This window comes from Vibrio sp. Y29_XK_CS5 (genome assembly GCF_024181835.1).
Classification (GTDB): Bacteria; Pseudomonadota; Gammaproteobacteria; order Enterobacterales; family Vibrionaceae; genus Vibrio; species Vibrio harveyi.
The window spans coordinates 1-15713 of record NZ_JAMZAM010000009.1; the positions used below are offsets into that span (position 1 = coordinate 1).

The 15713-nt window shown below is 45.5% G+C and carries 8 protein-coding genes, 1 tRNA gene and 1 riboswitch; of the genes, 3 read left to right on the plus strand and 6 right to left on the minus strand.

Annotation, left to right across the window (positions count from 1 at the left end; genetic code table 11):
* Positions 1-37: 37 nt before the first annotated feature.
* A tRNA-Asp gene (locus NL647_RS24330) sits at positions 38-114 on the plus strand.
* A gap of 654 nt (positions 115-768) precedes the next feature.
* Here the strand turns inward: NL647_RS24330 and NL647_RS24335 are convergent.
* Positions 769-2094 carry a sodium:proton antiporter gene (locus NL647_RS24335; RefSeq protein WP_253650748.1) on the minus strand — a complete coding sequence of 442 codons (1326 nt, stop codon included), beginning with the start codon at positions 2092-2094 and terminating at the stop codon, positions 769-771.
* A 189-nt stretch (positions 2095-2283) separates the two neighbouring features.
* Between NL647_RS24335 and metH the strand changes: the two genes are divergently transcribed.
* Positions 2284-5964 carry a methionine synthase gene (gene metH / locus NL647_RS24340; protein WP_253650749.1) on the plus strand — a complete coding sequence of 1227 codons (3681 nt, stop codon included), beginning with the start codon at positions 2284-2286 and terminating at the stop codon, positions 5962-5964.
* 66 nt (positions 5965-6030) lie between these two features.
* Here the strand turns inward: metH and lysC are convergent, their stop codons facing one another.
* Positions 6031-7383 carry a lysine-sensitive aspartokinase 3 gene (lysC, locus tag NL647_RS24345; protein ID WP_005444309.1) on the minus strand — a complete coding sequence of 451 codons (1353 nt, stop codon included), beginning with the start codon at positions 7381-7383 and terminating at the stop codon, positions 6031-6033.
* Between the two features lie 123 nt (positions 7384-7506).
* Positions 7507-7685: riboswitch (Lysine riboswitch) on the minus strand.
* 223 nt (positions 7686-7908) lie between these two features.
* Here lysC and NL647_RS24350 point away from each other — a divergent pair.
* Positions 7909-9030: an alanine--glyoxylate aminotransferase family protein gene (locus tag NL647_RS24350; RefSeq protein ID WP_253650750.1), complete on the plus strand. Its 1122-nt coding sequence runs from the start codon at positions 7909-7911 to the stop codon at positions 9028-9030.
* Positions 9031-9086: 56 nt separating this feature from the next.
* Here NL647_RS24350 and NL647_RS24355 read toward each other — a convergent pair whose 3' ends face one another.
* The 4 genes from NL647_RS24355 to NL647_RS24370 all read right to left on the minus strand — a co-directional run bounded on the left by NL647_RS24355 (position 9087) and on the right by NL647_RS24370 (position 15577).
* Positions 9087-10871 (minus strand): PglL family O-oligosaccharyltransferase, encoded by a 1785-nt coding sequence (locus tag NL647_RS24355; RefSeq protein ID WP_017187912.1) that lies wholly within the window; start codon positions 10869-10871, stop codon positions 9087-9089.
* A gap of 67 nt (positions 10872-10938) precedes the next feature.
* Entirely contained in the window at positions 10939-13761 is a 2823-nt protein-coding gene (gene uvrA, locus NL647_RS24360; RefSeq protein WP_253650751.1) for an excinuclease ABC subunit UvrA, read from the minus strand.
* 137 nt (positions 13762-13898) lie between these two features.
* Positions 13899-14771 (minus strand): UTP--glucose-1-phosphate uridylyltransferase GalU, encoded by an 873-nt coding sequence (gene galU, locus NL647_RS24365; RefSeq protein ID WP_005444317.1) that lies wholly within the window; start codon positions 14769-14771, stop codon positions 13899-13901.
* Positions 14772-14932: 161 nt separating this feature from the next.
* Positions 14933-15577, minus strand: a complete 645-nt coding sequence (locus NL647_RS24370; protein WP_009698824.1) for a LuxR C-terminal-related transcriptional regulator — start codon at positions 15575-15577, stop codon at positions 14933-14935.
* Positions 15578-15713 lie beyond the last annotated feature (136 nt).

Genomic DNA, 15713 nt, shown 5'->3' on the forward strand with positions numbered 1-15713 from the left:
TGAAGACAAAAACTTAGACTTTAGGTCTAACCAGTGCGGAGCGGTAGTTCAGTTGGTTAGAATACCGGCCTGTCACGCCGGGGGTCGCGGGTTCGAGTCCCGTCCGCTCCGCCACTTATTCAGACAAAGCCCTAGCAGAAATGCTAGGGCTTTTTCGTATCTAACAATTCAAATTCACCTATTGGTGTATGAACTCCGCTCGTGTGCGAGTCCAATTGAGTGCAAGTCCAACCGCTCCGCCACTTATTTAGAAACCTAGTCTCCGGACTGGGTTTTGTCGTTTCTAGAGTACGATTCCCTCTTTCTAGGAAACGAGCCCGCAAAAGTTTCAGGTAACCTGCAATTTCTTCCGACGTCCCTACCTTAATTACTCTTATTCAGAAAAACACCACACAACGACGTGGTTCGACAGAACAACTTTTGTATTTAGATACTCATTGACTTTTCAACTAGAGCTCAGTGGCTCGTAAATTTGCTTGAGCATTAATGTTTGGACTTCGTCACACTCACATAGAACGTTTTGTCCTCGCTAGTAAAGATCTCGAGGTTTGCAAAAGTGAATCTGATAGATTTTGCTAGCCATCTTTATGCATTCCCGTAGATTTTTCTCAAGTTGAAGCTATTCATTACCACTTTGGCTGCATTTGGTTGATCGAACTATAAAAGGTGCTGGGCTAGGGAATAGAATATTGTCTAGAGGTCTAGTCGCGAACAAAGTATAAAAAAGGCAGCCAGTTGGCTGCCTTTTTTTAAGAATTATCGCGGTACTTATTCTTGAGATGCTTTTGCTTCTTGTGGTTCCGATGAAACTTCTGCTTCCATGTCTTTCTCTGCTTGTTTCGCTTTCTCGATCATTGGCGTAATGGTGGAGCCTTGAATCAGGATTGAGAACACAACCACCGAGTAGGTCATCACCATGATGATCTCTTTCACATCAATCAATTTCTCTGGAATAACTAAGATACCCGATGGGATTGATAGTGCCATAGCTAGAGCGAGGCCGCCGCGCAAGCCACCCCAAGTTAAGATCTTAATAGACCAAGGATTATATTTTCTATAGCGCTTAAATCCGATGTAAGAAATGAACACGCTTAGATAGCGAGCAGCCAGTACTAGTGGTACTGAAATTGCCATCATGATCCAGTCTTCTTTGTGGAATTCGAACAGCAGCATCGACATACCAATAAGAAGGAATAGCACGCCATTTAAGAACTCATCGACCAATTCCCAAAAGTGGTCTAGATGATCTTCACTCTCTTTAGAGAAGCCAATAAAGCGCGTCCAGTTACCGATCATGATGCCCGATACTACCATTGCAAGTGGACCCGAAACATGAAGGTATTCAGCAAATGCGTAACCAGCGGTTGGCACACCAATAGTAAGCAATAGCTCCATTGAGTGGTCATCAGTGGCGCTGATTAAGTAGTGGAAAATAAGACCTAGTACGAAGCCATAAACGATGCCGCCAATCGCTTCTTGAACAAATAGAAGTGTCACACTGCCAACGGTAGGAGCTTCAGTACCGAAGGCGATGGTGAATAGTGTTACGAAAATTACCAGACCAAAGCCGTCGTTAAACAGAGATTCACCTTCGATCTGTGTAGAGATTCGTTTTGGTGCATTAAGCTTTTTAACAATGGCGAGTACTGCAATCGGGTCGGTTGGGGAGATAAGCGCACCAAAGAGCAGACAGTAGACGAGGTCAAATTGAATGCCGATAACTTGGCAGAAGCCGTAAAGTACAAAACCGATAAAGAAGGTTGAGAAGAGTGTTGCACCTAAAGCGAGTACAGTGATTTCCCATTTTTGATCTTTGAGGTTAGGGAGTTTGATACCCAAACCACCGGCAAAAAGTAGGAATCCGAGGATACCTTTAAGAAGAAAATCCTCGAAGTTAATGCTGGTAACCGTTTCGGTCGCTATCTCGGTGAGATGAAACCAATCATTTTGACCTGCGATTAGAATGAGGAGTGAAAGAATCATCGAACCGGCAGTGATTGCGATGGTGGTTTGCATCTTTCCTATCTTACTGTTTACAAAGGCAATAACCATTGCGGCTGCAGATAGAAAACATAAAGTATGATAGACCGACATAGAGCTCTCTATTTGTAACATTTTATGAATGGAATTCTCGGACGATGTTGACTAAATAGCAAACATTTTTTCGAGATTATTTTGTAACTCGACGGAGACAAAATAATCAGTAATTCGCATTTTAGACGTCTAGACTCCTTTAATTTGTGTGATAGGATGGAGAGATAACTAAAGGAATGAGGCTGTACTGTGGGAAGTAATGTAAGACAACAGATTGAAGCTCAATTAAAGCAACGTATCTTGCTGATCGATGGTGGTATGGGCACCATGATTCAGGGATATAAACTTGAAGAGCAAGACTATCGAGGAGAGCGCTTTGCGGATTGGCATTGTGATCTAAAAGGCAACAACGATTTGTTGGTGCTCACTCAGCCTCAATTGATTAAGGAAATTCACAGCGCTTACTTAGAAGCAGGCGCTGATATTCTTGAAACTAACACCTTTAACGCGACGACGATTGCGATGGCTGACTATGAGATGGAAAGCCTGAGTGAGGAAATCAACTTTGCCGCTGCAAAGCTTGCGCGTGAAGCCGCTGATGAGTGGACGGCAAAAACGCCAGAGTGCCCACGTTATGTCGCGGGTGTGCTTGGTCCAACAAACCGTACTTGTTCTATCTCCCCTGATGTAAACGATCCGGGCTATCGTAACGTCAGCTTCGATGAGCTTGTTGAAGCTTATTCAGAATCAACTCGAGCGCTGATCAAAGGTGGCTCTGACCTTATTCTGATCGAGACTATCTTCGATACACTTAACGCGAAAGCTTGTGCCTTCGCGGTTGATAGCGTCTTCGAAGAACTAGGCATCGAGTTGCCAGTTATGATCTCCGGTACCATTACCGATGCTTCTGGACGTACGCTTTCTGGTCAAACAACGGAAGCCTTCTATAACTCTCTTCGTCATGTTAACCCTATTTCATTTGGTTTGAACTGTGCGCTTGGTCCTGACGAACTGCGCCCGTACGTAGAAGAGCTTTCTCGTATTTCTGAATCTTTTGTTTCTACTCACCCAAACGCGGGTCTACCGAATGCTTTTGGTGAGTATGACCTTTCGCCAGAAGATATGGCGGAACACGTTAGAGAATGGGCGGAGAGTGGTTTCCTTAACCTAATTGGTGGTTGTTGTGGTACCACTCCAGAGCATATTCGCCATATGGCAATGGCAGTTGACGGCGTGAAACCTCGTGATTTGCCTGAGCTTACGGTTGCTTGTCGTTTATCCGGTCTTGAGCCTCTTACTATTGAAAAAGAGACGCTGTTTATTAACGTAGGTGAGCGTACTAACGTTACTGGTTCTGCTCGATTTAAACGTTTGATCAAAGAAGAGCTCTATGATGAAGCGCTAGAGGTCGCCCGACAACAAGTTGAGAACGGCGCTCAGATTATCGACATCAACATGGATGAAGGCATGTTGGATGCAGAAGCCTGTATGGTTCGCTTCCTAAACCTATGCGCATCTGAGCCTGAGATCTCTAAAGTGCCTATCATGGTCGACTCTTCTAAATGGGAGGTTATCGAGGCGGGTCTGAAGTGTATTCAGGGCAAGGGCATCGTAAACTCCATCTCTTTGAAAGAAGGTAAAGAGAAGTTTGTTGAGCAAGCAAAGCTGATCCGTCGCTATGGTGCTGCAGTTATCGTTATGGCGTTTGACGAAGTTGGTCAGGCAGAAACACGTGAGCGTAAGCTAGAAATCTGTACTAATGCTTATCGTATCTTGGTTGATGAAGTCGGCTTCCCACCAGAAGACATCATCTTTGACCCGAACATCTTTGCGGTTGCGACGGGCATCGAAGAGCATAACAACTACGCCGTGGATTTCATCGAAGCGGTTGCCGACATTAAGCGCGACTTGCCTCACGCGATGATCTCCGGTGGTGTCTCTAACGTTTCCTTCTCATTCCGCGGTAACAACTACGTTCGTGAAGCGATTCACGCGGTGTTCCTATACCACTGTTTTAAAAACGGTATGGACATGGGCATCGTGAACGCGGGTCAGTTAGAAATTTACGATAACGTTCCTGATAAGTTACGTGAAGCAGTAGAAGATGTGGTTCTTAACCGCCGTGATGATTCGACCGAGCGACTACTTGATATCGCGGCAGAATACGCCGGAAAGGGTGTCGGCAAAGAAGAAGATGCTTCTGCACTAGAGTGGCGTACTTGGGCGGTAGAAAAACGTCTAGAGCATGCGCTGGTTAAAGGCATTACTGAGTTCATCGTTGAAGATACCGAAGAAGCTCGCCTTAATGCCTCTAAGCCACTTGAAGTCATTGAAGGTCCATTGATGGACGGCATGAACGTGGTTGGTGACTTATTTGGTGAAGGTAAGATGTTCCTTCCGCAGGTAGTGAAATCAGCGCGTGTTATGAAGCAGGCGGTAGCGCACTTAGAGCCTTTTATCAATAAAGAGAAGCAAGCAGGTTCTTCCAACGGTAAGATTTTGTTGGCTACGGTAAAAGGTGACGTGCACGATATCGGTAAGAACATTGTTGGCGTGGTTCTACAATGTAACAACTACGAGATCATCGATCTTGGCGTCATGGTGCCATGTGAGAAGATCCTCAAGGTAGCCAAAGAAGAAAACGTCGACATTATTGGTCTTTCTGGTTTGATCACACCGTCTCTCGATGAAATGGTGCATGTCGCGAAAGAAATGGAACGTCTTGATTTCGATCTTCCACTTCTGATTGGTGGTGCAACAACATCCAAAGCGCATACGGCGGTTAAGATTGAGCAGAACTACAAACATCCAGTGGTTTACGTCAATAACGCTTCTCGTGCGGTTGGTGTATGTACATCATTACTTTCAGACGAACTTCGTCCTGGCTTTGTTGAGAAGCTGGACGTGGACTATGAACGCGTGCGTGATCAGCATAACCGTAAGAAGCCGCGCACTAAGCCTGTTACTTTAGAAGAAGCAAGAGCGAACAAAGTTGCGATTGATTGGGATAAGTATACGCCTCCTGCTCCTGTGAAGCCGGGCATCCATATCTTTGATGACTTTGAAGTGTCTACTTTGCGTAAGTACATCGACTGGACACCTTTCTTTATGACTTGGTCATTAGTCGGTAAATACCCAACAATCTTTGACCATGAAGAAGTGGGTGAAGAGGCGCAGCGCCTGTACAAAGACGCTAATGAGTTATTGGATCGTGTTGAGCGTGAAGGCTTACTCAAAGCGCGCGGTATGTGTGGTCTGTTTCCTGCTGCAAGCGTGGGTGATGATATTGAAGTTTACACCGACGAGTCGCGAACTGAAGTGGCGAAAGTGCTGCATAACTTGCGCCAGCAAACGGAGAAACCAAAAGGCTTCAACTACTGTCTGTCTGATTATGTTGCACCGAAAGAGTCTGGTAAGCGCGATTGGGTTGGTGCTTTTGCAGTAACTGGTGGTATCGGTGAGCGTGAACTTGCTGACGAATACAAAGCACAGGGTGATGATTACAATGCCATCATGATCCAAGCAGTAGCGGACCGTTTGGCGGAAGCATTTGCTGAGTATCTACATGAGCGCGTGCGCAAAGAGATTTGGGGTTACGCTGCGGATGAAGCTCTGTCGAATGAAGAACTGATTCGTGAGAAATACCAAGGTATTCGTCCTGCTCCTGGCTATCCAGCATGTCCAGAGCATACTGAGAAAGGACCGCTTTGGGAGCTTATGAATGTTGAAGAAAACATTGGTATGTCACTGACATCGAGTTATGCGATGTACCCAGGAGCATCCGTATCGGGTTGGTACTTCTCGCATCCTGATTCTCGTTACTTTGCGATCGCTCAGATCCAAGAAGATCAGCTGCAAAGCTATGCTGATCGTAAAGGCTGGGATAGGATCGAAGCGGAAAAATGGTTAGGTCCCAACATTAACGGTTAACCAAACCGTCTTGAAACTAAAAGGGCTGCAATTTGCAGCCCTTGTTTATTAGTGATTGAAAGTACTTTATTGCTCAAACAACTCGGTGTGTAATTTTTGGATTGCTTGTCGAGATACGGATTCGTGAACAAGGAAGCACAGGTTATGCGGGCTTGCTCCGTAACAGATCATACGTAGGTTGAAGTCTTCTAGCGTGCCAAATACTTGCTTCGCGTAGCCTTTGCTTTCACTCATGTTGTTACCAATCAGAGCGACGAGACATAGGTCGTGTTCTACTTCTACTTTACATAGCTCTTCAAGCTCTTCACGCGCGGCTTGTGGTAACTGAGGAGCACCGCCAGACGTGTCTGTTTGGTCAAGAGTGAGTGACACACTGATTTCAGATGTGGTGATCAGATCTACAGAGATTTTGTGCTTCGCTAGGATCTCAAATACTTTGGCTAAGAAGCCGTATGCGTGGAACATGTTAGCACTGCGTAATGTCACCATGGTTTGGTTGCAGCGCAGAGCAAGTGCTCGGAATAAAGGTGAGCTCTCTACTTGGTGGCGGATCCATGTACCACCTTTTTCCGGTTCTTTAGACGAGCCTACGAATACAGGGATGTCGTGACGAAGTGCCGGAACTAGCGTTGAAGGGTGTAGAATTTTTGCGCCGAAGTTTGCCATCTCTGATGCTTCGCTAAAGCTGATCTCTGGGATTGGCGCTGCTTTTGAGGCGATACGTGGGTCTGTGGTATAGATGCCCGGTACGTCGGTCCAAATCTCTAGACCTGCTGCTTTCACACCTTCTGCAATGAGTGCTGCACTGTAGTCACTGCCGCCACGACCAAGCGTGGTGGTATTACCTTCTTCATCTGAGCCAATAAAACCTTGGGTGATAACCACGTATTCTTGGCAAAGTGGTACTAACTTTTCTTGTGCTAGCTGCGAAATTGTCTCGACATTAGGTTCAGCTCGACCAAAATTACCATCGGTTTTTAGCACGTCGCGAATATCAAAACGAACTGCGTTCACACCACGCTCACGCATTAGTTGTGCAAGGATATGAGTCGACATTAATTCACCACAAGCGACTAAATGGTCTGTCAGTTTGGTGCTTGCTTGGATTGAAGCAGCCTCTGCCAAGCTCGTGACGGTATCAAGAATCGAATAAACCTCAGCTGCTGCTTCGGTTGCGTTTTCTAGCTGCGACAGAATCGATTCGTGGATACCTGCTAGTTTCTGAAGTACTTCTGCTCGATGTTCTTGGTCTTGAACACCATTTGCCAGCTCAACCAATAAGTTAGTGACACCTGAGCAAGCGCTGCTGACGACAAGACGAGTATTTGGGTTGTTTTCTATGATAGTGGAGCAACGACTCATTGCCTCAAAGTTGGCAACACTGGTTCCACCGAATTTTGCTACGTTAAATGCGCTCACTGCGTTCTCCCACGACTTCCTGAAACAATAACAACAATTAATTGGTTGCCCAATACATCCAATGTTTGGTGAGGAAAGGAACAGAGCAAATAGAGAGGTAGTTAGAATGTAATTTGAAAATTTACCCTCAGAAGCTCTTCATCATACGGCGCTGATGACAGTTGATGGGACTCAACCCAAGTCAACCGACAAGTCAAATCCTGCAACTTTGACTTACCTCGGCACTACTCCCCCTGAGTGATTGGTATTGGAATTGCGGCTCCACAAATCACCTGCCTGGGTAGTGCTCCTCTTCTGCATAAAGCTTAAACATTGAACGGTTTTGCTGTCACATTGTCAACCAATATCTCAACCATTATGAAAGTTTTTATTAACGAATTTGTGACAGTGGTTTGACCTCTATACTTAGGGCTAATTGCCGATAGAGGAAAAATCTATTAGGGTGAAAACTTTGATACCTGAGCCAACCTTTTGAATAGAACTTTTATAACGCTCAGGATGAATGACTGCAATCAAGGAGCTGACATGCCGATCCAAAGCTTTATTCCCCCACATCGTATTTTGATGGGACCTGGTCCATCTGATATTTCACCTCAGGTTTTACAAGCGCTTAGCCGTCCAACGGTTGGTCACCTAGACCCACTTTTCATTGCTATGATGGATGAACTAAAACAACTGCTTAAATACGCTTTCCAAACGGAAAATGAATTTACTATCGCAGTCTCTGCGCCGGGTAGTGCAGGTATGGAAACGTGCTTTGTCAACTTGATTGAAAAGGGCGACAAAGTCATCGTCTGCCGCAATGGTGTTTTCGGTGAGCGTATGCGTGAAAACGTGGTTCGTGCTGGTGGGGAAGCGGTTGTCGTCGATGATGAGTGGGGAACGCCTGTATCGGTCGATAAAGTTGAAGAAGCGTTAAAGCAGCACCCTGATGCTAAGATTCTTGCTTTTGTTCATGCAGAAACATCGACGGGCGCGGTAAGTGACGCCCAGGCCTTGGGTAAGCTTGCGAAGCAATACGGTTTGCTATCGATTGTCGATGCCGTGACTTCGCTTGGTGGTGTACCTCTCAAAGTCGATGAATGGCTGTTAGATGCTGTGTATTCTGGCAGCCAAAAATGTTTGTCTTGTGTTCCCGGCTTATCGCCAGTGACTCTTTCTCCGGCTGCTATTGAGAAGATTCAATCCAGGACGACACCGGTTCAAAGCTGGTTCTTGGATCAAAGCTTAGTATTAGGTTACTGGAGTGGAGAAGGCAAACGCAGCTATCACCACACTGCGCCAGTAAACAGCTTGTATGCTCTGCATGAAGCTCTACTTATCCTTAAAAATGAAGGTTTAGAAAATGCATGGGCGCGTCACCAGTTAATGCACGAGAAACTCAAAGCAGGTCTGCAAAAACTAGGTTTTGAATTCGTGGTAGAAGAAGAATATCGACTACCGCAATTGAATGCGATTTATGTCCCTGAAGGAATTGATGAAGCAAAAGTGCGCAATCACTTACTTGAAACCTACAACCTAGAGATTGGTGCAGGTCTTGGTGCACTTGCTGGTAAAGCATGGCGAATTGGACTGATGGGCTATGGTGCTCGACCTGAAAATGTTGCTTTGTGTTTGCGAGCTTTGGAAGAGTCACTGACTGAGTAAATCGCCTCGGTAATGAGGTAAAGAAAAGCGAAGGTTATTCCTTCGCTTTTTTGTATTTATTGCTCAGCGCTGGACGTTGGTGTTGGTGAGGCTGAGATAGCTTGAGAAGGTGGCTGATAGTTGACGCCACTGAAATCAATTTTAGGGAACAAGAACTGTGCCTCAGCGCGAATTTGTTCTGCCTTGCTTGTGTCATCCAACCCTTGATATGCCAGTATCAAGTTGTTGTAAAACGCTGGGCGTGGCTTGTCTTTAATGATTTCCAGAGACCAATCAATGTAAGGCTGAATCAAGGTTGGATCTTGTTTATATAAGCCGATGTTTAAGAAAGTACTGTATACATCCCAATCGAAACGATCTTTCCAAACCACAGGATTTGTCACCTGATTCAAGATGTCCGGGTTGGTCGGGCGCGTTGTTTCAAACTTGGTTAAGACATAGTTGGTGTGCAATGCGCTAACCATATAGAAAGTAAATACTGCTGGAATGACGAGGCTACATACTCGCAATAAACTTTTGGTTACTTTGCTAAACGGTGCTTGGCGGTAACGAGAAACTCGTTGGTCGACCCAATAAAGCAGAATCACAAAGATCAGCCAATGCACCAATGAATGATAGAAGGGATATTCTAATTGCGAGTGCAGCACGATTGGAATAAACAGTGCCAGCAGTGCTAAGCGAGTACCGCGTTTGGCTTGGTAGATGCGATATAGCACTAACGCCATTGCCAAAAAGATCCCCAGAATTGGCAACAATCCGCCCTCTACCGCCCAGTACAACAATTCATTGTGCGGGTGATCCATCGATGGCAAGCCCGCAGGATAACTTTCATTGAGTGCATGCTGACGCGCTGTGTATAGCATGTATTCTGACTCAAACTTGCCGTAACCGTACCCAGTGAATGGCTTCTCAATCACCATGTCCAATGTTTGTGGGAAGGTGTAAGCACGTGGTGACTCCATATTCACCTTTTCACTGGCAAGACCGTTTCCATCTGGGAAGGCAATATTCATCACCACAATCGACAGCGCGAGACCTGTTGCCATCGCCATTACCCATCGAACAAAACGTGCACGCGTTGCAAAGCGATACATGTATGGAATCACCAGCAAAATAGCAATGATGGATGCTAGCCAACCAGTACGAGAGGCAAGGGCAACGATAAGAGGTAGTGTCAGTACAGGTACGGCGTACAACAGGTAAATATCGCTGAGTTTACGAGAATATTTGTAAGGTTGTCTGGCGAGTAGATAGCTGGCAATCACTAAACCAGTTGCAAGGAAGCTCGCCATGACATTTGGTTGCTGGAAGATGCCATAAGGGCGGTTAGCTATCGTGTCGTATCCAAATACGTTTCCTGGTTTAAGGTAAAGATATTGCGTTAAACCGAAAATCGCTTCGATAACAACGGCAAGGACAATAAACCACAACAAGCGCTGGCGATGCTTGTTACTGAAGTGGAACTGCTGCAGTACAACGAAGAACAACATGCCGCACCACAGACCAATTAGTTTATTTGCTGCGAGCGCACTATCCGCATTGGGGTAGAAGATAGGTAGCGTCATGATGATACAGCTGATCAACAGACCGATTGTTAATTTGGAATAGCGTAATACACGATTGGTCGCAAGTTGGTAGCAGCCAATACCAAGTGCAAAGCTGAACGCAATCCACGTGGTCGCATTAAAAGACAGTGCTAGTCCAGAGCCACCCGGATTTGGCATAAAGAAGTGCATCGCCAACAGAAAGAGAGCTGCTAACGCGATGAGAAACTTGCGGTTAAGAGGAACTTGGACTTTCCCTGGAGAAAGCTTAGTTCCACTGACGTGTATAGTTGCCATAGTTATTGTGTTGTTTTGAATGAAAAAAGACCAGCATTGGCTGGTCTTTGTACTTTACCTGTTTTTTCTACTTCAACATAGGCTTAAGGAAGCGAGCTGTGTGCGAACCTTCGATCTGAGACACATCTTCAGGCGTTCCTTGTGCGATGATCTCACCGCCGCCTTGTCCACCTTCAGGACCTAAGTCAATAATCCAGTCTGCCGTCTTAATTACATCGAGGTTGTGCTCAATGACGACAACGGTATTTCCGTGGTCTCGCAGACGGTGCAGTACAGTTAGTAGCTGCTGGATATCGTGGAAGTGCAGACCGGTTGTCGGCTCATCCAAAATGTATAAGGTTTTACCAGTATCACGCTTAGACAGCTCTCGAGCCAGTTTCACACGCTGAGCTTCACCACCTGACAACGTAGTTGCTGCTTGACCTAAGCGAATGTAAGACAAACCAACATCCATTAGCGTTTGCAGCTTACGAGCAATCGCTGGCACCGGGTCGAAGAAAGTACGTGCATCTTCTACCGTCATTTCTAGTACTTCATCAATGGTCTTGCCTTTGTAACGAACCTCAAGTGTTTCGCGGTTGTAGCGTTTACCTTTACACACATCACAAGGAACGTAAACGTCAGGTAAGAAGTGCATTTCCACCTTGATTACGCCGTCGCCCTGACAGGCTTCACAGCGACCACCACGAACGTTAAAGCTAAAGCGCCCCGGTTTGTACCCGCGAGAGCGCGACTCTTGTGTACCCGCAAACAGTTCACGAATCGGAGTAAATATGCCTGTGTAAGTGGCAGGGTTTGAACGTGGTGTGCGACCGATAGGGCTTTGGTCAATGTCGATAACTTTATCGAAGTGCTCTAAACCTTTGATCGCTTTGTATGGTGAAGGGTGCGCAGTTGTTGCACCGTTTAATTGAGTATGGGCAATCTTAAAGAAGGTATCGTTGATCAGAGTCGACTTACCTGAACCGGATACACCGGTGATACAACTGAACAAGCCAGCAGGAACGGAAAGATCGACATTCTTTAAGTTATTACCTGTTGCACCAAGTAGTTCAACGGTTTTCTTTGGATCGCGTGGCGTACGCTCTTTTGGTACCGCAATCTCTTTCGCGCCACTGAGGTACTGACCAGTCAGTGAGTTCGGATTGGCGATAATCTCGTCCATCGTACCTTCAGCGACCACGTTACCACCGTGTACACCTGCGCCTGGACCGATATCGATCACGTGATCAGCGCAACGAATCGCATCTTCATCGTGCTCAACCACTAATACTGTGTTACCCAAATCTCTTAAGTGGGTTAGGGTTTTCAATAGGCGTTCGTTATCACGCTGGTGGAGACCAATCGATGGCTCATCTAGAACATACATGACGCCCACTAAACCAGCACCAATTTGGCTTGCTAAACGAATACGTTGAGCTTCACCACCCGATAGGGTTTCCGCGCTGCGCGATAAGTTGAGGTAGTTCAAACCCACGTTAACTAAGAACTGCAAGCGGTCGTTGATTTCCTTCATCACTTTTTCAGCGATTTGGGCGCGTTGACCTTCTAGTTGCAATGAGTGGAAGAATTCCAATGCGTCGGCGATGCTGAGCTCAACGATCTCTGGTAGTGTCGTATCAGCAATAAAAACGTTACGTGCTTCTAGGCGCAGACGTGTACCGCCACAGCTTGAGCAAGACTTGGTCGAGATGTATTTTGCGAGCTCTTCACGTACTGAGTTAGATTCAGTATCGCGGTAACGGCGTTCAAGTGTATTCAGAATCCCTTCAAAAGGATGACGCTTAACACGAATGTCACCACGATCGTTAATGTACTTAAACTCGACTTCAGTACGCCCCGATCCTTTAAGAATGATGTCTTGGGTTTTCTTTGGTAGAGAGTTAAATGGTGCGTGAAGATCGAAGCCGTAATGATCCGCCAGTGCAGTCAGCATCTGGAAATAATAGTAGTTCTTTTGATCCCAACCTCGAATCGCACCTTGTGCCAAACTCAGCGTTTCATCTTGAATAACTCGACTTGGGTCGAAATATTGCTGCACACCTAAACCATCACAAGTGCCACACGCACCTGCTGGGTTGTTGAATGAGAACAAACGAGGCTCAAGTTCTTGCATGCTGTAGCCACAAATAGGGCAAGCAAAGTTAGCTGAGAAGATCACCTCTTCGCCCTCGCCGTCCATTGGTGCCACAACCGCAATACCACCAGAAAGCTCTAGCGTGGTTTCGAAGGATTCAGCTAAACGTTGCTGCAAATCTGGGCGAACTTTAAAGCGGTCCACAACCACTTCAATAGTGTGTTTCTTGTGCAGTTCTAGCTGCGGTGGATCAGAAAGATCGCAAGTTTCACCATCGATACGTGCGCGGATGAAACCTTGAGCTGCTAGGTTCTCCAGTGTCTTAACGTGCTCACCTTTACGCTCTTTCACGATAGGAGCAAGTAGCATCATTTTGCTGCCTTCTGGCAACTCTAAGACTTTATCGACCATTTGGCTGATGGTTTGTGCTGCTAGAGGCGTATGGTGTGTTGGACAACGAGGTTCACCAACGCGTGCGTAAAGCAGACGCAGGTAGTCGTACACCTCAGTAATAGTACCAACAGTAGAGCGTGGGTTATGTGATGTTGATTTCTGCTCAATCGAGATTGCAGGAGACAAACCTTCTATGTGGTCAACATCTGGTTTTTCCATAAGAGACAAAAACTGGCGTGCGTAAGCTGATAAGGATTCGACGTAACGTCTTTGACCTTCAGCATACAAAGTATCGAATGCGAGAGAGGATTTACCAGAACCACTCAAACCAGTAATGACAATCAGTTTATCGCGGGGGATAGTGAGGTTGATGTCTTTGAGGTTATGGGTGCGGGCACCACGAACTTCTATTTTATCCATCGTTTTTGCTCTATGTATAACCAAGTGACGCAAGTATTACATAGTGTGAGAAATGTGCAAAGAAAATACTGGACAAAAAAACAGTAAAAGAAAGCCCAGCATTAAGCTGGGCTTTAGAATCAGTAAGTTTGAGTTATTTACACTTCTTTCTTTGTTGCGTGTTTACCTAGCTCAGACTTCTTTTCGTCTTTTAGGTATAGGTTTTCGAAGCAGTAGTTTGTGGCTTCGATGTAACCTTCTACGCTACCACAGTCGAAACGTTGACCTTTAAATTTGTACGCCAATACACAACCTGCTTTTGCTTGCTTAAGCAGTGCGTCAGTAATTTGGATTTCGCCGCCTTTACCCGGTTCCGTGTTTTCGATCAGTTCGAAAATGTCTGGAGTTAGGATGTAACGACCGATGATCGCTAGATTACTTGGCGCAGTACCTTGTTCTGGTTTCTCAACCATGTCGTCTACGCGGTAGATGTCATCTTTAATCATCTCACCAGAGATTACGCCGTATTTATGAGTTTCTTCTTCTGGTACTTCCTGAACAGCAACGATTGAACAACGGAACTGTTTGAATAGCGCTACCATTTGAGCCAACACGCCTTCCTGCTCGTTCACACAAAGGTCATCGGCAAGTACTACTGCAAATGGTTCATCACCGACCAATTCGCGACCAGTAAGGATTGCGTGACCTAGACCTTTCATCTCACGCTGGCGAATGTAAGTGAAGTTTGCAGAGTCAATGATTTCACGGATATCAACCAATAGTTCTTCTTTGTTTGTTCCGCTGATTTGGTGTTCCAGTTCGTAGTTTTTATCGAAGTGGTCCATGATTGAGTGCTTACCACGACCTGTTACGATGCACATGCCATTCATGCCAGCTTGGATGGCTTCTTCTACACCGTACTCAATCAGTGGCTTGTTCACTACAGGCATCATTTCTTTAGGCATAGACTTAGTCGCTGGGAGGAAGCGCGTACCATAGCCAGCTGCAGGGAACAGACATTTTTTAATCATTGGGGGAATATCCTTTCTCATTTTTTAATCAAGAATCTGGGCATCACTTTAACACGAGAGATGCATATGAATCATGAATTAAGTAGGAAAAAGTACGTCAATTTGAGCCTAAATAAGCATGAGCCATCACTGTATGAGCGAAATTGTGTTGTTCATCTGATTTATGACAACAAGTTTTGGTCTGCCCAAGCGATAGCTTGAACGCGATTCTTTACGGAGAGCTTTTTGAATATCTGATAAAGGTGAGATTTAATGGTGAATTCACTGACGAACAATTCTTCTGCCATTTGATTGTTAGATGCTCCTGCCTGAAGACAACGTAAAACTTGCAACTCACGGATGGTTAAGTCCACGGTTGCTGGGGCGGTGTGCGTGCTGAGGACATTGCGATAATAGTGAAGCAATTGACTAGTGACATTTCTTGGCAACCAGTTCTGACCATTCACGATTTCTCTCAAGCCTTCACCTACCTGCTCTAGAGAGTCTTCCTGATAAAATACGCCTTTTAGTTGCCCAAAAGACAACAACTCATCGGTGGTTAAGCGTTTAGGAACATTGAATATGACCGTTTCAAAATTCTTCCAAATTAAAGGCAAGTTTTTGATCGATTGTACGAGTGTTTTATGTTCACTAAAGTCAATCAACAGGATTTTATTGCGATGCTTTGGATTGGCTTCCATCAGTGCTTGTGTGGAGATGACAGGGATATCAATATCAGTGTATTTCACGAGCGCTTCGACTTTTTTCTCTGCGTCGTCTTCCATACTGATCAAAAACAATTTTCTCGCATAAGCTGATTTTTTCACGCGCCCTAATCTCCTTGAGTGAAGTTCCATGAGGTCAAAAACGCAAATACGGTGTCATCAATCACAATTTGGAGCTATAGCGTTAGAGAGGAAATGCGTTGAGATTCAAAGGTTCACGAAACGATATCTGCAAAAC